20 protein-coding genes, 1 tRNA gene and 2 rRNA genes are annotated in these 22,994 nt (G+C 40.8%); 12 read left to right on the top strand and 11 right to left on the bottom strand.

Annotation, left to right across the window (positions count from 1 at the left end):
• The first annotated feature begins 347 nt into the window (after nt 1-347).
• Together BFU36_RS01400 and BFU36_RS01395 are read left to right on the top strand one after the other, a co-directional pair.
• Nucleotides 348-1,841 (top strand): 16S ribosomal RNA (locus BFU36_RS01400).
• Between the two features lie 176 nt (nt 1,842-2,017).
• A 23S ribosomal RNA gene (locus BFU36_RS01395) occupies nt 2,018-5,069 on the top strand.
• The 16S and 23S rRNA genes sit together here, the layout of an rRNA operon.
• Before the next feature lie 673 nt (nt 5,070-5,742).
• Here the strand turns inward: BFU36_RS01395 and BFU36_RS13765 are convergent.
• Nucleotides 5,743-6,144, bottom strand: coding sequence for a hypothetical protein (locus BFU36_RS13765; protein WP_156770050.1), 402 nt, complete (start codon nt 6,142-6,144; stop codon nt 5,743-5,745).
• Between the two features lie 169 nt (nt 6,145-6,313).
• Here BFU36_RS13765 and BFU36_RS01390 point away from each other — a divergent pair, with 169 nt between their 5' ends.
• The gene (locus BFU36_RS01390) at nt 6,314-6,505 is read left to right on the top strand and encodes a hypothetical protein (protein WP_069281634.1); all 192 of its coding nucleotides are present in this window, start codon (nt 6,314-6,316) and stop codon (nt 6,503-6,505) included.
• Nucleotides 6,506-6,768: 263 nt separating this feature from the next.
• On the opposite strand, the gene BFU36_RS01385 is transcribed toward BFU36_RS01390, so the two are convergent.
• The 3 genes from BFU36_RS01385 to BFU36_RS01375 all read right to left on the bottom strand — a co-directional run bounded on the left by BFU36_RS01385 (nt 6,769) and on the right by BFU36_RS01375 (nt 9,583).
• Nucleotides 6,769-8,187 (bottom strand): hypothetical protein, encoded by a 1,419-nt coding sequence (locus BFU36_RS01385; RefSeq protein WP_069281632.1) that lies wholly within the window; start codon nt 8,185-8,187, stop codon nt 6,769-6,771.
• A gap of 52 nt (nt 8,188-8,239) precedes the next feature.
• A complete protein-coding gene (locus BFU36_RS01380) occupies nt 8,240-8,440 on the bottom strand; it encodes a hypothetical protein (RefSeq protein WP_143577106.1) in 201 nt (66 codons plus the stop codon).
• Nucleotides 8,441-8,845: 405 nt separating this feature from the next.
• Nucleotides 8,846-9,583 carry an SDR family oxidoreductase gene (locus tag BFU36_RS01375; protein WP_069281630.1) on the bottom strand — a complete coding sequence of 246 codons (738 nt, stop codon included), beginning with the start codon at nt 9,581-9,583 and terminating at the stop codon, nt 8,846-8,848.
• 625 nt (nt 9,584-10,208) lie between these two features.
• Here BFU36_RS01375 and BFU36_RS01370 point away from each other — a divergent pair.
• The 3 genes from BFU36_RS01370 to BFU36_RS14160 all read left to right on the top strand — a co-directional run bounded on the left by BFU36_RS01370 (nt 10,209) and on the right by BFU36_RS14160 (nt 12,743).
• Nucleotides 10,209-10,898 (top strand): hypothetical protein, encoded by a 690-nt coding sequence (locus tag BFU36_RS01370; RefSeq protein WP_069281629.1) that lies wholly within the window; start codon nt 10,209-10,211, stop codon nt 10,896-10,898.
• A 731-nt stretch (nt 10,899-11,629) separates the two neighbouring features.
• Nucleotides 11,630-12,172: a DUF973 family protein gene (locus BFU36_RS01365; protein WP_156770049.1), complete on the top strand. Its 543-nt coding sequence runs from the start codon at nt 11,630-11,632 to the stop codon at nt 12,170-12,172.
• 379 nt (nt 12,173-12,551) lie between these two features.
• On the top strand, nt 12,552-12,743 hold the full coding sequence (locus BFU36_RS14160) for a hypothetical protein (protein ID WP_069281626.1): 192 nt from the start codon (nt 12,552-12,554) through the stop codon (nt 12,741-12,743).
• Between the two features lie 135 nt (nt 12,744-12,878).
• Here BFU36_RS14160 and BFU36_RS01355 read toward each other — a convergent pair whose 3' ends face one another.
• The 3 genes from BFU36_RS01355 to BFU36_RS13760 are packed head-to-tail and all read right to left on the bottom strand — an operon-like array spanning nt 12,879 to nt 14,268.
• A complete protein-coding gene (locus tag BFU36_RS01355) occupies nt 12,879-13,130 on the bottom strand; it encodes a hypothetical protein (protein WP_069281624.1) in 252 nt (83 codons plus the stop codon).
• 13 nt (nt 13,131-13,143) lie between these two features.
• A complete protein-coding gene (locus BFU36_RS01350; RefSeq protein ID WP_069281622.1) occupies nt 13,144-13,830 on the bottom strand; it encodes a TatD family hydrolase in 687 nt (228 codons plus the stop codon).
• Between the two features lie 33 nt (nt 13,831-13,863).
• Nucleotides 13,864-14,268 (bottom strand): hypothetical protein, encoded by a 405-nt coding sequence (locus BFU36_RS13760; RefSeq protein ID WP_156770048.1) that lies wholly within the window; start codon nt 14,266-14,268, stop codon nt 13,864-13,866.
• A gap of 712 nt (nt 14,269-14,980) precedes the next feature.
• Here BFU36_RS13760 and BFU36_RS01340 point away from each other — a divergent pair.
• The 3 genes from BFU36_RS01340 (at nt 14,981) to BFU36_RS01330 (ending at nt 19,131) form a co-directional block, all read left to right on the top strand.
• On the top strand, nt 14,981-16,126 hold the full coding sequence (locus BFU36_RS01340; protein WP_069281617.1) for an extracellular solute-binding protein: 1,146 nt from the start codon (nt 14,981-14,983) through the stop codon (nt 16,124-16,126).
• Nucleotides 16,101-16,892: an ABC transporter permease gene (locus BFU36_RS01335; RefSeq protein WP_069281615.1), complete on the top strand. Its 792-nt coding sequence runs from the start codon at nt 16,101-16,103 to the stop codon at nt 16,890-16,892. Before BFU36_RS01340 ends, BFU36_RS01335 begins: the two co-directional genes overlap by 26 nt.
• Nucleotides 16,893-16,971: 79 nt before the next feature.
• On the top strand, nt 16,972-19,131 hold the full coding sequence (locus tag BFU36_RS01330; protein ID WP_231961209.1) for a fibronectin type III domain-containing protein: 2,160 nt from the start codon (nt 16,972-16,974) through the stop codon (nt 19,129-19,131).
• Nucleotide 19,132: 1 nt separating this feature from the next.
• Here the strand turns inward: BFU36_RS01330 and BFU36_RS01325 are convergent.
• Nucleotides 19,133-19,229: transfer RNA gene (locus BFU36_RS01325), tRNA-Pro, on the bottom strand.
• Nucleotides 19,230-19,398: 169 nt separating this feature from the next.
• Here BFU36_RS01325 and BFU36_RS14470 point away from each other — a divergent pair.
• Nucleotides 19,399-19,617, top strand: a complete 219-nt coding sequence (locus BFU36_RS14470; RefSeq protein ID WP_083216429.1) for a hypothetical protein — start codon at nt 19,399-19,401, stop codon at nt 19,615-19,617.
• Here BFU36_RS14470 and BFU36_RS01320 read toward each other — a convergent pair.
• Genes BFU36_RS01320 through thpR form a run of 3 tightly spaced genes read right to left on the bottom strand, consistent with a single transcriptional unit; the run spans nt 19,606 to nt 21,981 of the window.
• Entirely contained in the window at nt 19,606-20,205 is a 600-nt protein-coding gene (locus BFU36_RS01320; protein WP_069281612.1) for an RIO1 family regulatory kinase/ATPase, read from the bottom strand. The genes BFU36_RS14470 and BFU36_RS01320 overlap by 12 nt on opposite strands.
• A complete protein-coding gene (gene cca, locus BFU36_RS01315; protein WP_069281610.1) occupies nt 20,193-21,437 on the bottom strand; it encodes a CCA tRNA nucleotidyltransferase in 1,245 nt (414 codons plus the stop codon). Before cca ends, BFU36_RS01320 begins: the two co-directional genes overlap by 13 nt.
• Nucleotides 21,397-21,981 (bottom strand): RNA 2',3'-cyclic phosphodiesterase, encoded by a 585-nt coding sequence (gene thpR / locus BFU36_RS01310; protein ID WP_069281608.1) that lies wholly within the window; start codon nt 21,979-21,981, stop codon nt 21,397-21,399. The genes cca and thpR overlap by 41 nt, the downstream gene beginning before the upstream one ends.
• Nucleotides 21,982-22,045: 64 nt before the next feature.
• On the opposite strand from thpR, the gene BFU36_RS01305 reads away from it, so the two are divergent.
• Complete coding sequence (locus tag BFU36_RS01305) at nt 22,046-22,567, top strand: AAA family ATPase (protein ID WP_069281606.1); 522 nt, start codon at nt 22,046-22,048, stop codon at nt 22,565-22,567.
• On the top strand, nt 22,560-22,994 hold the full coding sequence (locus tag BFU36_RS01300) for an RNA-binding domain-containing protein (RefSeq protein ID WP_069281602.1): 435 nt from the start codon (nt 22,560-22,562) through the stop codon (nt 22,992-22,994). Before BFU36_RS01305 ends, BFU36_RS01300 begins: the two co-directional genes overlap by 8 nt.

Below are 22,994 nucleotides of genomic sequence, written 5' to 3'. Positions count from 1 at the left end.
ATTTTTTTCTATATTAAAGTATAATGAGGGAAAATTTTAAAATTATTTAATTCTTAGTAGGGAGTCTAATAAAAAATTTTTAGACAAAGTAGTAGACCAAAGAAAAACAAATTACCTTAAATGATTAACCATCCTAAAACGCACGTATTAGTGATGGAATATATAGAAGTTAGATTTATATGGGATTTCATGACAATATGTATAATGCAGATGCCCCCGCGGGACAAACACTCCCGCCGGGGAAGATAACGCTTATCATGGAGGGGTAAGCCCCCTGAGCTCCTTAAGCTCAGGAAAGCTTACCTCTGACAAGGGAACCAAGGGTGTGGTTAGCCTCTAGCCCCCTAAATCCGGTTGATCCTGCCGGACCCGACCGCTATCGGGGTAGGGATAAGCCATGGGAGTCGTACGCTCCCGGGAAGGGGGCGTGGCGGACGGCTGAGTAACACGTGGCTAACCTACCCTGAGGAGGGGGATAACCCCGGGAAACTGGGGATAATCCCCCATAGGCGAGGAGGCCTGGAACGGTTCCTCGCTGAAAGGCTTATGGGCTGTCCCCGCTCATAAGCGCCTCAGGATGGGGCTGCGGCCCATCAGGTTGTTGGGGGGGTAAAGGCCCCCCAAGCCGATAACGGGTAGGGGCCGTGAGAGCGGGAGCCCCCAGTTGGGCACTGAGACAAGGGCCCAGGCCCTACGGGGTGCACCAGGCGCGAAACGTCCCCAATGCGCGAAAGCGTGAGGGCGCTACCCCGAGTGCCCCCGTAAGGGGGCTTTTCCCCGCTCTATAAAGGCGGGGGAATAAGCGGGGGGCAAGTCTGGTGTCAGCCGCCGCGGTAATACCAGCCCCGCGAGTGGTCGGGACTCTTACTGGGCCTAAAGCGCCCGTAGCCGGCCCGGCAAGTCACCCTTTAAAGACCCCGGCTCAACCGGGGAAATGGGGGTGATACTGCCGGGCTAGGGGGCGGGAGAGGCCAGCGGTACTCCCGGAGTAGGGGCGAAATCCTCAGATCCCGGGAGGACCACCAGTGGCGAAAGCGGCTGGCTAGAACGCGCCCGACGGTGAGGGGCGAAAGCCGGGGCAGCAAAAGGGATTAGATACCCCTGTAGTCCCGGCTGTAAACGATGCGGGCTAGGTGTCACATGGGCTTAGAGCCCATGTGGTGCCGCAGGGAAGCCGTTAAGCCCGCCGCCTGGGGAGTACGGTCGCAAGACTGAAACTTAAAGGAATAGGCGGGGGAGCACCACAAGGGGTGGAACCTGCGGCTCAATTGGAGTCAACGCCTGGAATCTCACCAGGGGAGACCGCAGGATGACGGCCAGGCTAACGACCTTGCCTGACTCGCGGAGAGGAGGTGCATGGCCGTCGCCAGCTCGTGTTGTGAAATGTCCTGTTAAGTCAGGCAACGAGCGAGACCCCCACCCCTAGTTGGTAATCCGGTCTCCGGACCGGATCCACACTAGGGGGACTGCCAGCGTAAGCTGGAGGAAGGAGGGGGCCACGGCAGGTCAGCATGCCCCGAAACCCCTGGGCCGCACGCGGGTTACAATGGCAGGGACAACGGGATCCCACCCCGAAAGGGGGAGGCAATCCCTTAAACCCTGCCGCAGTTGGGATCGAGGGCTGAAACTCGCCCTCGTGAACGAGGAATCCCTAGTAACCGCACGTCAACAACGTGCGGTGAATACGTCCCTGCTCCTTGCACTCACCGCCCGTCGCTCCACCCGAGTAGGAAAAGGGTGAGGCTCCTTGCCATCGGGTGGGGAGTCGAACCCTTTTCCTGCGAGGGGGGAGAAGTCGTAACAAGGTAGCCGTAGGGGAACCTGCGGCTGGATCACCTCACATCACTAAGCTCCCCTGCATCAATTAGGGGGCTAGAGGTCCATAAAACCCTTGGTTCCCTTTATTAATGCGGTTTCCCTCTTGGCCAAGAGGGAAACTAAGAGCAAAGGGCCTTAAGGTTAACCCTTAAGGCTCAATGAAGCTGGCTTAGGACCGAAAGGCTGTCTAGAATCGGCAGCATCAGGGGCACCAAGCCAGCCGGTGGATGGCTCGGCTCGGGCGCCGACGAAGGGCGCGGCAAGCGGCGAAATGCCCGGGGTAGGCGCATGCAGCCGTTGATCCCGGGATCCCCTAATGGGACCTCCTGCCCCTTTTGGGGCGTACCCGACTCGTTAAGAGTTCGGGTACGGGAACCCCCCGAACGGAAACATCTTAGTAGGGGGAGGAGGAGAAATCAACCGAGATCCCCTGAGTAGGGGCGACCGAAAGGGGGAGAGCCCAAACCAAACCTGCTGGCGATAAGCCAGTGGGGATGTGGTGTTGTGGCTCCTAGCTTGGTTTAAAGCCAGCCCACCGGTCCTACCTAGCCGAACTCCCCTGGAATGGGGGGCCATAGAGGGTGAAAGCCCCGTAGGCAAAAGGTAGGTGGTGGGTGGCTAGGAGCAGAGTACCATCCCCTAGTTTGGGGGTGGGAAGCTAGGGGACACGTGCCTCTAAGGCTAAATACGTCCCGAGACCGATAGCGAACTAAGTACCGTGAGGGAAAGCTGAAAAGCACCCCGGAAGGGGGGTGAAAAGAGCCTGAAACCGGCTGGTCATAGTAGGGTAGGGCTCAAAAGGGATGAGTCTTCCCGAAGGAAAGGGACGCGAGTCCCCAGTACGAGGGAAGAGGACCAGGGTCCTACCTTTCGTCTTGAAACACGGGCCGGGGAGCTCACATCAGTGGCGAGCCTAAGGGGATTAAACCCTGAAGGCGTAGGGAAACCGAACGTCCGCAACCCGGGAAACCGGGTGAGGGACGGGATCTGTCAGGGTCTGGAGTCACTGGTGTGAGGCTAGAAACCGGGCGATCTAGGCCGGGGCAGGCCGAAGGCGGGGGAAACCCCGCTGGAGGGCCGAATAGGGGTTCTGACGTGCAATTCGTTCCCCTGACCCCGGTCTAGGGGCGAAAGACCAATCTAGCTCGGTGATAGCTAGTTCCCCCCGAAATGCGTCCTAGCGCAGCCTCCCTGGAGGCAATCCGTGGGGTAGAGTTACAGCTCGGGGGTTCCAGGCGAAAGCCTGGGGCTTCCGGTCTAACTCCGAACCTGCGGATGCCGAAGAAGGGGGGAGTGGGCCACTCGGCGTAAGGTTGGGTGGCGAAAGGGAAACAGCCCAGACTTGGGTTAAGGCCCCTAAATGCCGGCTAAGTGCCAGCAGGAAGGGCGTCTCCAGCCTTAGACAGCGGGAAGGTGGGCCCAGCAGCAGCCATCCTCTAAGGAGTGCGTAACAGCTCACCCGCCGAGGCTGGAGGCCCCGAAGATTGGTCGGGGCTTAAGCCGGCTGCCGAGACCCAAGCGGTGAGCCTCATTGAGGCTCATCGGGTAGGGGGGCGCTGTGGTAGGGTAGAAGGTGGGCCGTGAGGTCCACTGGACCTACCACAGGTGCAGATCCCGGCGGCAGTAACAGCGAAAGGGGGTGAGAATCCCCCTCGCCGGAAGGGCCAGGGTTTCCCGGCAATGGTCGTCAGCCGGGAGTGAGCCGGTCCTAAGGCAGGGCCTAATAGGTACCTGCCGAAAGGGAAACGGGTTAATATTCCCGTGCCCTAGGGGTAGGTGCGGTAACGCAAGCCAGACTCCCAACGGATCTGGGTAGGGAGAGTGGGGCCACCGCCCCATCCAAGCACTGAAGTCCCCGGAGTGCCGTAATGGTGAGAAGGGGACGAAGGTGTGATGGGCTCCCCTTTGGGGAGTTCTCTTGATCCCAGGTCCCCTTGAAAAGGGAGTCTGGAACGATCCCCTAGGACCGTACCGAGAACCGACACTGGTGCCCCTGGGTGAGAAGCCCAAGGCGTCTGGGGGGTAACCCGGGCTAGGGAACTCGGCAAATTAGCCCTGTACCTTCGGAAGAAGGGGTGCCTACTGAGGTCGTAAACCGGCCTCAGTAGGTCGCAGTGACTAGGGGGACCTGACTGTTTAATAAAAACATAGGTCCCCGCTAGCCCGAAAGGGTGTGAACGGGGGCTAAATCCTGGCCACTGGTGGTTGGTGAAACCCCGGTACAACGGGGCGAAGCCCCACTGAAGGCCGGGGGTAACTCTGACCCTCTTAAGGTAGCCAAATGCCTTGCCGGGTAAGTTCCGGCGCGCATGAATGGATCAACGTGGTCCCCACTGTCCCAGCCTGGGGCCCCGTGAACGCCCAGAGTGGGTTCACAGTCCCGCAACTCCCCACACCGAGAGAAGACCCCGTGGAGCTTCACCGCAGCCTGGCGTTGTCCTGCGGGCGCTTATGCGTAGAGTAGGTGGGAGGGGTCGAGCCCATCCTTTCGGGGATGGGGGACCCGGAAGTGAAACACCACCCATAAGCGCTCGCGGGACTAACCTACCCGAAAGGGTGGGAACAGCGTCAGGTGGGCGGTTCGGCTGGGGCGGCACTCCCGCGAAAAAGTAACACGGGAGCCCAAAGGTCAGCTCAGGCGGTACAGAACGCCGCCGTAGAGTGCAAGGGCAAAAGCTGGCCTGACGAGACCCTTCAAAGTACGGGGTCTCGACGCGAAAGCGCGGCCTAGCGAACGCTCGTGCCCCCACACGTGGGGGCCGGGCATGACAGAAAAGTTACCCCGGGGATAACAGGGTCGTCGCGGGCGAGAGCTCCCATCGACCCCGCGGTTTGCTACATCGATGTCGGCTCTTCCCACCCTGGGGGTGCAGCTGCCCCCAAGGGTAGGGCTGCCCGCCCGTTAAAGGGGAACGTGAGCTGGGTTTAGACCGTCGCGAGACAGGTCGGACTCTAAGGGTGGGGAGTGCTGGCCGTCTGAGGGGAAGGTACCCCTAGTACGAGAGGAACAGGGTACCGGGGCCTCTAGTTTACCGGTTGTCCGGTAGGGCAGTGCCGGGCAGCCACGCCCTAAGGGGTAATCGCTGAAAGCATCTAAGCGAGAACCCCTCCCCGAAAAGAGACGGCCATGCGGGGCTAACCCGCGAGAGCCCTCCCCTAGAAGAGGGGGTTGATGGGGGCGGGGTGTAAGTCCCGAGGGCGAAAGTCCGAGGGATTTAGCCCGCGCCTCCCAATCGGGCAAGCCCTTATGCTGCCGATTCTAGACAGCCCGGTAAATCCTAGGCCAGCTGAGGGCCTTATTGTGATCTCCTTTCTATAGTTTATTTATTCTCTAACGTTATAATTAGTTTATTTATTCTCTAACGTTATAATTGTCTTACGCTACCTATAATAGCCAGTTATAACAGATTTTATGTGTGTAGTGGTTAGTATGTTTGAGGATTCATAAGTGTGCTCATGCACTTTTCCATACGGCTGAAGTTAAAGAGAATGTATAATACAAAACCACATCAAGCAGTAGTAAGTATATTTCTACATTAACATACTTGTGCATACTCTCCTTGTCCTCATTATAGGCAAATATCTTACCAGGGTGGGCAAAATCCTTATAAAAACCGTTAAACTATTTTCCCTGTATAAGGCTTTGCAAACCCATGATTTAGAAGGAAAAAGCCATATACTACGAGTTAGCAATAGTAAAAGCATATTCGGGGCTGGCAGACTATTAAAGGGATGGAAGAGGTTAAAGAGATCGCGATAAACTTGGCATTAAACGAATTAGAGAACCTAATAGAGGCTCAGTTTACAAGGCATTCTCTTGGTTAAAACATGGTGTTGAAACTTTTGACAAGAGAAGCTTAGTAAGAAGCCTAAAACTAGCAAGCATAGACTTCAGATAGAACTTAACAAGAAACACAATAATGACTAAAAATATTCTTCAATACAATTTACTCGAAATCTATTGGCATAAGGTGGAATATGGGGTTGGATGAAATTGTTATCCACACACGCTTGGTTGTTATTATGTATGTAAAATACTGCAGGAGTGGACGTTGGCTCTAGGACTAGTGTATTGCATCCGTTTTCAGATGAGCGAGTGAGGATTGTTAATGAAGAGCCGTAAAAGGCTACAGGAAGAGTTGTGTTGTAAAAGAGAATTGACGTCTTATCGATTGTAATGTTGTAAGTCTCACCTGGAGTCAAATATATTGTAGTGAAGTGGAAGGAATGGGATATAGAAGAGGCTGTAAGATAACTACTTATAAAAAATATTACAATTGCAAGCACTATTAGTACAACTCCAATTATCAATAAAGTCTTGTTCATGTGTTTTAATCTGATTTTAATCTGATGTAAATGCATAAAAAGTTTGTCAAAATAATTTAATTCAGACTTGATAGAAAATTACTTTTACAAAGTGAGGAAAGCTTGTGTATGGATAACAATTTGGTTGATATGAATTGAATTTTCTTTACTGTGGAAAAGTATTTTTAGAGTGAGGGCGAGAATAGGTTTGATTTCCCAAATTGTCCTTTTAAGCCTAGGTTTCACTCCTTGTATTAGCCTTTTACTTGCTGGGCTAAAGGACTTTACTACCTCACTTGCTTTTCACAAGTTACCTAGCGTTAATTATGAGCTTAAGCTTGATATTAAGGATAGGGATTATTTGCTCGTTGATGAGGGATAATGATGAGATGGGTTGTTAGGTATTACGAGTCTGGTTGTATTCTTGATGCCTTAGGAGTGGTTTCCACGTCTACGTGATGTTAAATTAAGCTGGAAAATTGGAGGGATAAAGTTACACGATAAGGCATAAAGGCAGAGGTAGTTAGGTATAAGAACGCTTTAAAGTGTATAGCCCAAGGTGAGAACAGCTGGAGCAAACTACTTGAATGCCTTCAAGAAGAGTAGTATGATAAAAGGCTACGAGTTCCCAGACATATAAGGAGGCTAACCTAATTTACTTGTCACACACCCCTTCGTAGCATCATACCAATATTCTAATGGCTCATTGCTAATAATAGTCTCAGCTAAGCATTCATCAACATAACTTAACAACCTATACTCCCTAATCTTATTCAAGAAATCCCTGACCTCGTTTACAACATTCCTAGCTTCTTCAGCATAAGGCTTAGCCTCCTCAAACACCCTCTGCCAGTCCTCATACCATGTCACTAAAACATTTATTATAGCACTAGCAACAGTAGCTGAAAGACCAAAAACTGAAATGAGCTCCGCCTCAGCCCTACTAGCACCACCCACTAGCGATTTACTAATCTGAAGAGCATTAGAAACACCCAATTCTTGAGCATAAGCTTGAATACCGGCATCGGTGTAATCTGTAGGAGGCTTCACATAGGCTAAACCTAAAAAGTCACCCACCATTTGGCCTTTATACACTAGGCCTGCTAAACCTAACCTCTTACAGCCACTAGGGCATATAATTGAGGAAAATATTGGAGCCCCAATTATTGACTCATTATATGTAGTATCACTGACTAAATAATTACAGTATTCTTGAGGTTTACCAACTAAAAAGAACTCACAGAAGTCCTTCATAACACTAGCAGGGAACAGAACAAATCCAAACGAGTATGGAATCTGTAAAGGTATACCTAAAGAGCTCTCCAGCTGAGAGACTATCTTCGTTAGTATCATAAAATATGGGAAAGGCGGCTTCGTTGAAAAAGACCTAAGAATCGCTTGTAACGGGTCAGTAGTGTAATGTCCACCAGACTCGTAGACCAGATTTCCAGGAACTTCGATAAAGTCCTTCCGTAAATCAGTAAACTGTGCTACATAGTTCATTATTACTCCAGCACCTACGCCACTAGTAGATTGTATCCATTCCATTATCCAACCTAATACTGGGGTTTGACATCCTTCTAACTGGCTAGGTTGATACCACGTACCCGATATCCTTATCCCCCTCACTTGTAACACTACAATATTAGATGGTGAGTCCCTTATCTCCTTGAAGAGCCTACTACCCGATTCAGAGCTTAAGACGAACTCAGTACCCCCTTGATAAGCATGTAACGCCCTATCCTGTATCCAATAGTTAGACTTCCCTCCTATATAATAGTAATTCCCCTCAGCCGTCCTTATTATTATCCCATGCCTTAATATCTGAAAAATGTTTGTAGTACTAGTGGACACTCTACCAGAGACTGTTAAAGCCGGGTATACCTCATATTTAGCCTCACTTTCTAATACTTTCTTTAATCCTCTCCCAGTACAAACACCTTGATCTCTTATTGTGGTATAGTCTAGGGTAAATTGTATCATTGCACCTAGGGCTGATACATCACTCGCAGATATAGGTAATGGGGGATTCGAGGTGCTTTCCAAACCCCTTCTCCCTCCCATACTATTTTTCCTTCTAAATTAAAAGTTTTATGTAATAATAACAACTCACCACTCACAATTTCATCAACCTCAAAATAGCGTCTTGGACAACCTTGTATCTGTTCACCACATTAACCCATAACGTCCTAGCTAGACATCTATCCTCCCATAATATAAGGTCAGTCTCCTCTACATTATATAGAGAGTCAAGAAAAGTGCATAAGAATGCAACTAATAAACTATAACGTAAACTGGCGTATAATATGTTATCCAAAAGAGCAAGAAAAGTTACTAAAAACATAAGTATAAAGACGAAAACTGAGGCAAAAGGCACCAACTGAAAAAAGTGAGTTTAAGGATTCTTCTAAATTTGAACCAGCTTTTAGGAAGAGACATTGCTTAACCTTAAAGCGTGAATGTTTGAAGTGACGGGAGTGGAAATCGCTCTATTGTTGACTCCTTAAATTTATAACTTAAAGTACTTTACAATGAGCCAGCACGGTATTCCATTCGACTTCTCTATATCGTCTTCTACTGATTTCTCTTTAAACCACCTTCTCTATTGCCTTCTCCAAGGTGTAGTAGTATCTTCCATAAAGTGGTAAGATGACTCTACAATTTTTGGCTAAGGCAAGTAAGCCTAGAAATAAACAAAGATAGGACTATAGCTAAGCATATGTTAAGCAAAGTATTTGCTTATAAAACCATAAGTCAAACTCTGAAATAGGTTACTTAATTTTAGGAAATAAGGATCAAGTTTAAGCTTAGAAGGAACATATATTTCCCTCTTTCCAGTCTTTATAGCCTTTAAAACTGCCCTAGCAACATGCTCCGGCTCTACTGCGTATTTAGCAAAAGGATCGCTTCCTGCCTTCTTAAAGGACGGATGGGAAGAGAAATTAGTCTTCACTGGACCAGGGTAGATCCCACTAACCTTAACGTTATACTTTCTCATCTCAGCCCATAAACCATTTGTTATACTACTTAACGCTGATTTAGTAGCTGAGTAAACTAAAAGCTTAGGAGTACTTACGTAAGCGGCCTCAGAAATAATATTAACTATACTGCCACTTCTTCTCGATACCATGTGAGGAAGAACAGCCTTCATGAAGTATATCGGACCTAACAAATTCGTCTTAATCATATACTCTTCTTCACTTAAATCTGTTTCTAAAAAAGAACCATAGATTCCGAATCCTGCATTATTTACCAGTACGTCTATCTTCCCAAATTTAGATAATACATTCTTCACGACTGAAAACACATTCTCCTTATCACTAACATCAACAGTATATGTTACATCACCAATATCAGGCTTAGTCCTCGAGATTGATATAACAGTATATCCATTATTCTTTAACAATTCAGCGGTAGCCCTTCCAATCCCTTTAGATGCACCAGTAATTATGGCTATCATAACATTTAGTAAAAAATGGAGGAGTATATTATTTTTCCCAGATTTTTAAAGTGACCACGATTTTGCTTAGTATATTAAGTTTTTAATTAGAAAGAAGTTATCTGATAAATCGTATACGCATTATGAAAAATAATATGTTTTTATCTAAGTATACTTAAGTTCAGTTTTAATATGCATAAAAATATCTCGTACGTATACGTAAGAAATAAAATAACCATTAAGCGGGTTCATATTATATGGTGCAGAAGTGCATTCCTGATACAATAGTTTTGCCCAAATTCAACCCTTCATAACAACACCATAAGGAGTTCACAAAAGATTTACCAACCGATATTATAACAAAATGTTTTTAAAATAAAAAGGTGATCAAATTGATAAACCCTCGTTTTCCATACCCCTAGCAATTTACAAAAAGGCAATAATACTATTTACACTAGATTATAAAACAATAAGAGATAATTATCTCTCATGAAAAAAATAACAGCACAATGAGTATTTTTAACTCCAATACTTCATAGAATTCTTAGTTATTTCTAAATCTTTTTATTAGTAAACACACTCGCGAAGAATTATTGCTAAAAAAACAGGATTAAGTTTAAATATTACTAATAGTTCATATTTTTACATGGCAAGTTACGGAGCGTATACCCTAAAACCTGGAATGACGCCTTGGGAAGTAGTTGTAGCCTACTTTGTTATAGCTAGTATCATAGCCGTAATAATCATTAAGAAGAGTAGTGAGAGAATGACAACCATCGACTTCGTTTATGCTGCTATCGGTGGCGCAGTAGTAGCTGTAGCTGATCATGTAATTGGCGATATAATCTACTTGCCATCTCCAATTTACCCCATAGTTAACCCACCAGTTTGGTTAAGGATAGTAGCCTTCTTCGTGACTGTAGGATTAATTAGAAAAATAGGCTCTGGAATGTTCGCTATGGGAATATATGACATAACTAGTGACCTCCTTCACTTCGGATTTGGAGGCGAACCATTATGGCTAATAGAAGATATACTAACCTACGGTCTAATGGCTGATATAACAATATTCTTAACGAACAGAAAGATCTTTGGCATAGGTGCAGGTAAACTATCTGCCTTACTTGCAATAGTAGAGGGGGCTATATTAGGATTCTTCTTCTCCTTTGTTCATCCCTTCTTCACTTATGGTTTCTTCGCCCCCTTAATTTTCGGCTTCGCTCCGAATGCTCAAAGAATATTGTTCCTATTCATCACTTACGTGCCGGGAGATATAATAATTGGGGTTATTTCAGCGCTTTTCGCAAACAGGGTAGCTAGAGTAGTTCAATATTAAGTTATATGCTTATCTTTGGTCTATTCAGAGCAATTAAGGGTCTATAACATTCTCCAAACTACTAAAGCACTGGTGAAGGATGGAAATAAGGCAGAAGTATTTTCAGCCCTTATCCTCTATGGTTAGTGTTTATAATAACTTGATGCTGACAAAACGGGAGACAAGCCTCGCGTTTTAAGCGGAATAAAAGTTTTTTCAATATAACGATTGTTGTTGAAGTGGAGGGAAGCCCCAAAAGGGGTTAAATATGTGTATGTGTCCCTCTTCAATAATACTTATTCTTGAGTCCTAAGGAGGGTGGAGTGAGGGAAAAGGGATAGGGGTAATTTGGCTGAAGATCCAGTCATTGGTCTACTGCTGGATGAACGGAGGGGCTCTAAAGCCCACTAGTTATGAAGGCGGTAAACTTGTGAACCGCCCTAAGGGAACCTTTAGGCGGGCAGGAGGTCAGCATATCCTATGTAGTGTCTTCAGTCCTTTAATAGAGGAGATGCTGGTTGGCATTTATATAGGAATACGCTCGGCTTAGGAATTGAGCGGATAATGGAATAATATGCATCTAGGCAGTCATCTGAGAAGGATTGAAGCGTGAGTACCATGGTTAAGGAGGTGTTCTTACGTGATTGTTCGTTGCGTATCAAGTTCAATTTAAATTAATAACCATAATGATTGGGCGTACATTAAAGAAGGGAAAGAAAAATTTAAATAAAAAGTTTAGCAATATTGTATTAATGGCTCAGAGTCTAATAACTCTGAAAAAGGGGGCAAAATACTATATAGGATTACCAATTTCGCTAATTTTAATTTACCTTATTCCCAGCTATGGCGAGATAAGTGGAACCACTGTTGAAGGCATAGTAGTCTTAGGTGTGGCTTTAGGGTTATTTGCTGTTTTCATCTTCTTATCAGTACCCAGGTTTGTGAGGTCGTTCAAGCAGTTGGGGAAGGGTTTTACTATTGGAATTTTTGGTGGATACATGATTATAGCTAGTTTTGTATTGTTAGTTCTAAGGATGTTGCCGATTTCGGAGAGTGTAACAATGTTGGGTTTTTTATATCTAGCGGTAATTTTGCTTATGGTTATAGGCATAGCTTTTATTGGCTCTGGATTAGCGAAAGTAGGTACTCTGTACAATAATACGCTTATGGCTTTAGGAGCTGTTTTGTCAATATTCACGGTTATTCCCTACTACGGAATTATATTAGGTTTAATAGGGACTATACTAGTTAACATGGGCTTAAATCAGCTGTTGGGCAAATTTAGTAGTGCGTAGTGAAAAACTTTTTTCGGAGAGAAGTTGTTATATAAAATGATATAATCTTTTCCAAATATGATTAAAGAGATTAAATAACTCACTTGAAGGTTTATGACTTCTGGGGGAGAATATATATTCTGGGGGAGAAGTTGTTACTAGATGAAAGTCCAAAAACGAACAGACATGGTCTATTTGACAGGGAAAAAAGGATATAAAATGTAAACAGACCCCTCCTAACACTATTAGGCATAAGAAGAATAGGCAAAACATCAACACTCTACCGCACTAAAAGAGTTAAGGGAAGTCTTAATAGACTGTAGAAAGTTAAAACGGCAGAAAGGACTTATACAGCCTATTCTCAAACAGCTTCTTATCAGTCCTAGACAAGATAAAAGGCGTGATATCAATAGTAAGGGGAGTTAGAATACTAGGAAACTCAATAGAGTTTAAATGGAAAGGAAGGGACTCGCTATCGTTAGCAGATTTGTTTGACCACTTAAACGAGAAAAGACTAATTATTGTAATCGATGAAGCACAGAGACTACGTGGGCTTTTATCAACTGAAAAATGCAATAGCTCATGCTTATGACTACAAAAAACTTTCATATTATCTGAGATAGGACTACTTTACGACTTCCTAGGAGTAGGAGACAAAAACTTAGTTTTGCGTCTCATCTTTAACCTCGAGAATATGTAAAATATATGATGGGATGAATTTTACGAGCTATTTAGAGTTATTTTTGATAGCTGATTTCAATATTCTTTCAATTAATTCTATATCGTTTTCATTTACTATCTCAACTTTTGGGGGGATGGTAGGAATTTCTGTTGATTTATTTACTTTATACGTTAAATAAATGATAAACACGTTAAAAGCTTCCTTAGCTAAATTAATTGCTTCTTCTCTCTTTCCTTCCTTTAGCAATGCCTTTGATCGCTCAATTAGTTCTAACGCATTTTTTCTTAAATCTTCCATAAAATGACCTAAGTTATTTAATTGAAAATGCTTTTTTGAAGTTTTCCTCAACTATTTTCATTACTTGGTTTTCGTCTAGGTTAAGGGTTTTTCCTATGAAAGATATTGCATTTGGTATATCGGTTGGTTCAAGTAACTTACCCCTATACTCATATCCTCCATCGCTTTCAGTCAATAGGATTTTTGGGTCCGCTTTCTCTAAAATAATTCGATGTTTTTTCTGAAATGTAACTGATGGATTTATCGTAATGAAGTATCCCATTCCCTCTATATCCTTTAACAAGTCTACTGGTCCAGTATACCAATGAATTATTGCCTTTTTAATATCGTGTCTAATCAAGATTTCAAGAACATCTTTCCAAGCGTCTAATGCGTGTACGTTTATTAGTTTTTCCTTTCCTCTTTCTATTTGTTCTATGAAGTATTTTATTTGAACTTCTTTAGGAGCCTTAGCGAAGCGATAGTCTAATCCTACCTCGCCTACGAAGTCCGCCTTATCTATTAAAGGGATTATTTTTTCAAGTTTTTCCTCATGAACCTTCCATGGATGGATTCCTACTCCCGTTAAGATGTTTATTCTCTTTAGGGATAACGTGTCAATTGCAGATTCGTAATCCATTGATACTGCAGATATAAAGTACTCTTCATAATTTTTCTTCAAATAAGAGTAGTGACAATGAGCGTCAAAATATTTGATCATAAAAAAGGGTTTTGATTTAAGAAATAAAAACGCTTATTCGACTTGTATCGAAACGTTAGCGTTTACTTCTCCTTCCCCTAGAAATTTGAATTCTACTGTACCGTTTAATAGGAAGCTCTTTTGGAACTCTGAAGGATGGATAATAGTTGTAGATACTACGTTAGAGTTGTCTAAAACTGTCAGGTTTATCGGTTTTGTCGTAATAATGTTTATTGTTACGTTATGTGTACCATTTAGTTTAAGAGGAAATATATATGCTAAAGTGGAATTGGTTGAGATGGAGAACTGATACATTGTGATAGACCTAAGGATTGAGGTTCTGGTAATTTCTTCAGCTTTAGTTGATGTTATCTGGGGATGATAAAATAAGTTTAGGTGTGTTATTAGGAACGCTCCTATTAGGATTATTATGAGGACTACGATGATTTTTCCTAGCATCTCATATATTTTTTCTGAGAGGTTAGGTTTTTAAGAGGGCTAATACAGTAATATTCTATTGCTTTTTTGAATCTACCTTCTGATCACGTCACAGACGGTAGACTCAAAATCGTGAGAAAAATTAGTAAAATTATTAATGTAGAGAGAAATTACTTTATTTTTTATATATCTACTGAGAAAATGAGCATTTCCCTTAGAGTGCCGTTATATGGGTATAAAAAATAAATCTTAATTAGCCTATTCATGTTAATTAGATTCTGCTAAGTTTAAATCCTCATGACCACACTCTATCAACACATTTTATAGTTTATTTTATACCTTAAGAACGGCATTATAATTTCCTTCATTAAAAAACAGGTTAATAAATTAATTTGATTATTAAACCTTAAAGGAAATAAGGGAGTGGATAAAAAACTCCTCACTATAAGACGACTCGATTGAGAACAATGCACGACTAACAGTAAAAGGTTAGGCTTTATCCTCTCTTTGTTATTCGAGCTTTAATTGATAAATCATGTGTCATAGAGGGTTCAGCAGATATACAAATTAGGACGTTTTAGTATTACTCATGATTAACGCTGATTTTTATTATTTTTCTTTTAATACCTAGCATTTTAAAAACCTAATTGCACATAAAAATAAAAATAATTATGTCCTTTCTAATATGTTCTATCGGAAAAATTTTTTAAGGGAAATATTACTATAAGTAAATATGTCGAGTAAGAATAAGGCAATCACCAGACTTCAAGGTATAATAATAGCTGTAATTGTTATAATAGCTGTAATTGCTGTTGCCGTGTACTTTATAACGATTAGACCTTCTCACGTGGTTACCATAACCACAACTACCTCAACTACAACTGTACCTAGTACAACTACCACTACACCGGTTACGGGTTCCGTAACTGTTTATGTAGCTGGAGCTTATGTTGCGATATTGAATTATTTGGCTAAGCAATTTGAGAATGCTACTGGTATTCAAGTTCACGTGGTTCCAGGCGGTTCATTCGCTTTAGCAAGTCAAATAGCATCACAGACGCCTGTCCCAGCTAATGTGTTTATTCCAGTAGCTTATATTCAAGCTGTAGAGCTTGAGGGAAGCAGGAATCCTGGTTGGGCTATAGCTTTCTTATCAGATCAAATGTCCATTGTGTATTCTAACTACACTACTAATGCACCATATTGGAACGAATTATATTCTAATTACACTATGGCAATGCAAACCAATGAGAGTAAATATTGGTATAATTTCTTCTATTTGTTATCGACTAAGTTCAGTTTAGGTATAGCTAATCCAAGTTCTGACCCAGAGGGATTATATGCGTATCTAATACTGGAAATGGCGGGATATTTATATGCTAATCATAATATTAGTTACTTTGTGGATTTAGTTAAGGAAAATCCTAACGTGAAAGTTGCCCCTACAACAGCTGATTATGTTGCTCCATTGAAGGCTGGAGAGTTAGATTTCACCTTCTCTTACGTATCATATGCCGTTTCACAAGATTTAGAGTATATTCAATTACCGCCATGGTTAAGTTTTGGTTACTATCCAAATGAGACTAGCTGGTATAGTCAGTTTGCTTTTAATATAACTGTATCTGGGAAGACGCTTACTATTCATGGAAACTCAGTATATCTATATATTACAGTACCATTAAACGCGTCGAATACTCAAGCTGCTTATGAGTTCATAAAGTTCATTTTATCTCATGAAAGCGAGTTAACGATGTTCCACGTAACACCAGTTAGCCCAGCTTTACTATTCTATGAGAGTCCTTCTGATGTTCCACAACCAATAATGAGTTTGTTAAATAGTGGTGTTTTGAAGTATGCGGGGAACTTCTCTGCGGTTTGACATATTAAAGGTAGTATCGATTTTTTTATCCCTTCTTTTAGTTATCCCAATATTCTATTTGTTGTTTTATGGTTTTGGTCCGTTTTTCATTAAGTCTGTTGCATTTAGTAGATCACTTTTATCATCTATAGCTTTGACCTTCTTCTCCTCTGCAGTAGCTGTAACTATCATAGTAATTGTTTTCACACCTTTAGCTTATTATTTGGCTAGGCATAAAAACCCAGTTATAGAGACTATAGTTGACGTTCCTGCATCCATACCTCATCCGCTAGTAGGTATTGCACTTGTTTTCATCGATAGTCCTGTAAATCCTTTGGGAAAGTTTCTATATTCTCATGGCATAATTTTTTATTATTCTTACCTAGGTTTGATACTAGCATTGATTATAGTGTCTTCCCCCATTTACATTAGATCTGTTCAAAATTTCTTTGAGTCTTTGCCAACTTCATATGAGATATATGCGATGGGTTTAGGTGCGTCAGAGTTTAGGGTTTTCGTATCTGTAGTTTTCCCGTTGTCCATAAAGGGTGTAATTTCAGCCGGCTTAACTTCTGTAGCTAGGGCTATAAGTGAATTTGGTTCTGTCGTAATAATAGCGCCATACGTCTCCGGTTGGTTGTTTAATGGAGACTACGTTGCTTCAGTATACATTTATAATCAATATCTAACTTACTTTAATGCATCAATTACTGCCTCAGCTTCCTTGCTGCTTTTTTCAATAATTCTTATTGTAGTAATTAGAATTATAAATCATTATTTGAGGTAAATAGTTTTTCTTGTAATCAAGATTTACCTTGAAAGGATAGTAAATGTTTTTAAATTTTTTTATCTTAAGTAAAGGTAATATGAAGAAGCGGAGTTTGTTATTGGTGTTACTGATTTTATCTCTATTGCCTATTATATCTGTTCATGCTACATCAACAAATTTTAAGGTATCATCTAATTATGTCTCTTCGTTACCTTATCAAGATTCTAACTCAGCCTTAGTTTATTATGATGGCAAATTATATGTTATAGGTGGAGATAATACACCAAGGCAAGTTTGGATTTATTCTAATGGAACATGGTACCAAGGACCTAGCTTACCATTTAATATAATAGGAGGTACAGCTGTAGTCTTTAATAATACGATCTATTTGTTAGGGGGGTATAATAGTTCTGGTACTATTCCTTATGTACTTATGCTTAATGGAGGTAAATGGGTTGTAGTAAGTAATAATATGCCAGATCCAGCTTATGATGTAATGGCTTTCGTTTATGATAATAAAATCTTCGTGGTAGGTGGAGAGAATACTACTGGTTTAATCGGTATTTATTTTCCCCCTGCTAATGAGGTGAGGGTGTTTTATCCAAATAATGATAGTTGGTCTATTATTGGCTATATGCCAGTTCCTACTGCTCATGGGGCTTATGTATTTAATGGTTCTGATCTGATTATAGCGGGAGGATATATCGGTTACGGGGCTTATACTAATGATATTTTAATTTATAATCCCCAGAGTAATCATTGGACAGTATTGAATGGTGTTTTACCCTTCTGGATAAAGGGTGGGGCTTTAGCTTATTATAGGGGTGTAATTTTCATTGTAGGAGGTTACACGTTCACCGCAAGTTCTGGAGGGGTAAATAATGCGATATATGCCTACTATAATAATAATCTCCGACGGGTTGGTTATTTGGTTAATCCTGCTTTTGATTTTGGTTATACTCAAGTTGGTAATGTTTTATATCTAGCTGGCGGGGAGAGTAATAGTTTTACTGATGTATCTACATTTCAGGATGTTATATTTATGTTTCCCCCGTTACCGCCTAAAATAACTTCCTATGCCTCAGGAAACGAGAGTGTTAGTTTATCGTGGACACCTGTCAGTTTAGCTAGCGGTTATGAGATAATGTACTGGTCTAATGATGGCTTTAATACTTCAGTTAACGTTGGGAATTCGACTAGTTATACGATAAATGGTCTTCAAGATGGTGTTCCTTATTTCTTTGAGGTTTTGGCTTACAACTCCATCGGTTATTCTTCACCATCTAATCTAGTTGAGCTTATTCCTGCTTCAGTTCCCAATTCACCTAATATAAATTCTATAAAATACGGTAATGGCAACGTCACGTTATCATGGTCTCCTCCCTCATTTTCTGGAGGTTATCCGATTTTGGGCTATTACTTAGTAGTTAAGAATGGTAGTAATGTAGTTTCATCTTACTACACTAATTCTACTAGTTTAACTATAACCAATTTAGTGCCTAATGTGACTTACGATGTGTATGTTTACGCATATAATAAGTTAGGGAATAGTAGTCCTTATATTATAGCTGTAACGCCTATAACTAAAGCTAAGATAACAGCTGTCTTAAGTAAATTACAAAGTGGTATATTAGTTAATTACTCAGTTGACTTTCCAGCAAATGTTACTCTACAACTGTTTTACCCGAACGGAACTTTACTATCTAGTGTTATGAATCCTTTGGATAACTCCTATTTATTTAAAGTACCTGAAGAGGGAAATTATACTCTAGTTATAGTTGCATCTAATCCAGCTGGCACTTCTAGATTTATTGAGAAAATAATCTATTATTTACCTCCTTCAGCTCCTCAAATTTCTTTAGTAGGTTTGGGTAATGATCTCTACATCGAATGGAATAGTGTTAATGGTGCATTGAGTTATCTAGTTTACGTTAATGGCAGTTTAGTGTATGAAGGACCAGGTACATCTGTTGTAACTAATATATCTAATGGAACTTTTCTGGTTAAGGTATTTGCTGTAAATCCAGCTGGGAGATCGCCAGCTGGTATTGCAATTATTCATTATTCTGGGGATTATGTTACTATAGTTCACATGAAAGTGATTAACATATCTGTTGTAAAGATCGTTTCTGGTTCTGCTACGGATGGAAGTGGTATTAGTCTAGAGCAAAGTATTGTTATAATACTTTTAACGATAATGATCTTGCTTAGTATCGCTATTATAACTAGGGGAAGAGGTAGTAGTTATGATTGGTAAATGGGGCCGCCGGGATTTGAACCCGGGACCACCAGCGTTCTGGTGGTGGGGAATAGATCCCCAGGCTGGCATCCTAGTCCAAGCTAGACTACGGCCCCTTAATAGTGAATATGTAAAAGGGTATATAAATTAACCGATAGGTAATACACACGTGATTTTTTTACTTTCGGTCAACTCTCTCCCCCTATTTATGCGTAAAGTATGATGCGTATAACCGCAATTTGAGATTTATTTATATTTTTCATACTTCTTAATAGGTGGTCATCAATTCCAGTAAAATATGTTTGCAGAAATTGTGGAAATACATTATATAGATTTGAAAAAGTTGGACAAGACTTTTACGGGGTTAGAACTCCTTCAGAAATAAAGTCCATATTTGGAGGAAAGTGCCCAAAGTGTGGGCATGAGTTAAATGTTCCTAAATTGGAGGACATTAAAATAATATTGAAGAAGAAGATTGCGAAACCGGTGATTCTAGAGTATTAGTTTAATTATTTCTTCTAATGTCAATTCATGTTTTATATATTTTATGGCTAAGTCATTTTTCTTTAAATATGCTGATAGTATTTTAGAAACGTTTCTAGGCTTCTCTTTAATAGAAGCAGAATCATAGTCAATTATATATGTTCTCTCGTTACTAATAAGGACGTTCTTCCAAGGTCTTGATAATTCCTCGTGTTCTATTTTTTTATCTTCTAACAATTTTGCCCTCATTAGTAGGTCAAATATTATTTCCTTTCTCTCATTTTTACTTAATTCTCTTCCCTTTATATATTCCATTAAAATGTAATTCTTACCGTAATCATATACCTTAGGAGCTATCTCTTCTCCAGCTCTCATTTGCATCTTAGCTTCCATTTCTAAACTTTCTTTCGGGGAATCAGTCCGTCTTATCTTTAATACCTTATTTGGCTCAACAAGTGCAATAATCCCGGTTTTTCCTTTACCTATAACCCTTAGCCTTCCTATAATGGTCTTTCCATATGAGTAAGCGTACGTAAACCCAGCTTGAACTAGTTCTCTTTCTATCTCTGCTGAGTAATAGGGATAAATGAAATGCCTTATTTCAACCAAGGTGGGGTCTTTCTCAAGAATCTCATCAAGTTTTCGTCCATATTCTCTCCTTGACTCAGCCAATGTGTTTCAATAGAGAATTTTGGCTTTAAAATTATATTATTTTTTACGATTTCCTCCACGTTATACAATTTTCTTTCCTTTATAGAATATAGTCTGCCATCATCCCCTATCCAAATGTTTTCATTTTTTTCTATAAAGTCTATTGCCGATTCAGAATAGTACGGTGGTCCCGCGTTTAAGTAATATTTGCCAATCTCCTTGCTTTCTAGCTGTATTGCAATTGTTATCTTTTCAGAATTATTCCAAGCTTGAATATCGATAACTTTAAATCCATTTATCTCTAATACAGTTCTAATTTTATTCATACTTCTCTTTATTTGCCCCCAAACTATATCCTCCGTTATTTTTTCGTGGATTAATAAGTTTATGATTAATACATCTCCTTTAATTCTGGAGTAATTTATTTTGCTAGGGAAGAAAAACTCTATCGACGGGTTTTTAAGATATTGCCTAGAAGCCAACGAGAATGTTGCAAGGTTCTTAAGCGATACTGCAGCTGTAACGTTCCTCTTAGGGTCTACTGGATCTGGTAATATTAATGGTTCATTAAAGATTTTGGCTGGTTTTACGATTTCTATTAAGGTTTTGGGTCTCCATTTAGAGGCATTCTCTAGTACTTTTCTAAAGGATTTGAAATAAATTACTAGAAGTTCTGCTGAATATCCGGAAAACCCTTGTACTTTTATTTCCGCCCCATACACTCCTATTCCTTTCATAAATCTCTTGAGTAGTCTCACTTCATCTTTACCATTATTGTCTAGGTGTGATATAACGTATTGTGTATGAAATGGTGTTCTATCCACTGCAGTAATAGCTTGATCTCCTCTCTCCACTCTTAATGCTGGGACTATATCTACTTCTATTCCATTTACATTAACTATTACATAAGGATGTTCAGCGTATGCCAATACGTAGTTTAAATCTTTTATTCTATTTATTATATCTTTTAATGCTTGATTCTCTAAGTAATGTTTTCCTAACTCTTTAGGGTAAAATACGAATAAATCTATGTCTGTATCTTGTTTTAGCCAAGTTCCTTTTCTAAATGACCCTTCTATCTCGAAATCTAACCCTTTTAATCTTTCTTCTATTATTCTCAAGCTTTCTTTGATCTTTTCCTCATCTTCTTTAGATGGTTTGATTTGTGTTAATACTTCCTCCTCTATCAATTGATTTCACTTCAAATAGTTTATCATAAATAGGCCCTTTTGGAGTTAACGTACTTTTGAATAATATAACACTATTCACTTCAAACTTTCCAACTTCTGTAGTAGCATTGTCTTTGATAAGATCTATCAAATTTGTTATTGATCTGAAATCTTTAATTCTACCTAACGTTAAGTGAGGTACGAAATCTTTTTCGTCTTCTGGTCTTATTTTTCTCTTCAGCAACTCGTTGTATATTGTTTCTCTTATTTGTCTTAATTGTTCTTTACCTTCTGTTATACCTAACCAGACTACTCTTGGTTTGGTTATGCTAGGGAAGGCTCCTAGTCCCTTTAACGTTACATTAAATTTACCGAACTTTAATCCTTTCATTGAATCCTTCACGTCTTCTAGTCTATTATTGTCAACTTCTCCGAGGAATAGTAATGTTATATGAATATTATAAGGCTCTACCAATTTGATACTGGCTCCAGTATTTTTTAGCAATTCTAAAAATTCAACTATTTTAGGCATGTCTGGTATTTCAATACCTATGAAGAGCCTCATAATTTTTAAACCTCTACTTTAAGTTATCTGGTGGTCAAAAATTAAAGTCATTTTAGTAACTGGTATGCCTGGTTCTGGGAAAAGTGAATTCTCGAAGATCTTAAGGGAGAGAGGGGCTAAAGTCATAATCATGAGTGATGTGGTGAAGAAGAGATATGAAAAAGAGGCTAAGATAGGAGAAAGTTTAATGGATTTTGCTAAGAGATTAAGGCAAATTTATGGAGAGGGTGTGGTAGCAAGGCTTAGCGTTGAGGAACTCGATAGTAGCAAGTATGAGTTGGTAGGCTTTGATGGTGTCAGAAGTCTTGATGAAGTTGAGGAGTTTAAGAGGCTCTTAGGCAGTAAGACATATATTGTAGCTATTCATTCACCACCTAATATTAGATATAAGAGGATGATGGATAGGTCAAGAATGGACGATTCAAGAAATCTTTCAGATCTTTTAAGAAGGGATAGAGAAGAGCTAGGCTTAGGCATAGGCAGTGTTATAGCAATGGCAGATTATATGATAATTAATGACTCATCTTATGACGAGTTTAAAAGAAGGGCTAATGAAGTAATAGATAAAGTGTTAAAGAATGACTAGAGTTGTTGTAGAATGTGAAGTTAGACCATCAGAAGATTTAAGTAAGGTCTTAAGTGCAATTATTAATTTCTTCAATTACGATAAGATGAACGTAAGAGAAGAGGGAATAAGAAAGATTCTAGTCTTAGAGTCTAATACACTAAAGAGCTTAACGAAGTTTCACAGAGCGTTAAGAAATGAGAGAATCTTAGACTCAGCTAGAAGATATTTAATGAAGGGAATTATGGGTAATTCAATAAGTTTTATGATTCATAAGCAGGCTGCATCAGTTGGAGTTTTAAGCTTTGTCGATAGTGATAATGAATCTCCCTTAGGAGCCATAAAATTTTACATAGAACACTCTGACCCAAAAGCAGTGATCGACTGGCTGGCTCCTAAAACTGCACATGGAGTTCCATTATGGGATAATCCTATTCCTCCAGACTAA

The sequence above is a fragment of the Sulfolobus sp. A20 genome (genome assembly GCF_001719125.1).
Lineage (GTDB): Archaea > Thermoproteota > Thermoprotei_A > Sulfolobales > Sulfolobaceae > Saccharolobus.
This window is presented reverse-complemented; position numbering and strand designations above follow the sequence as displayed.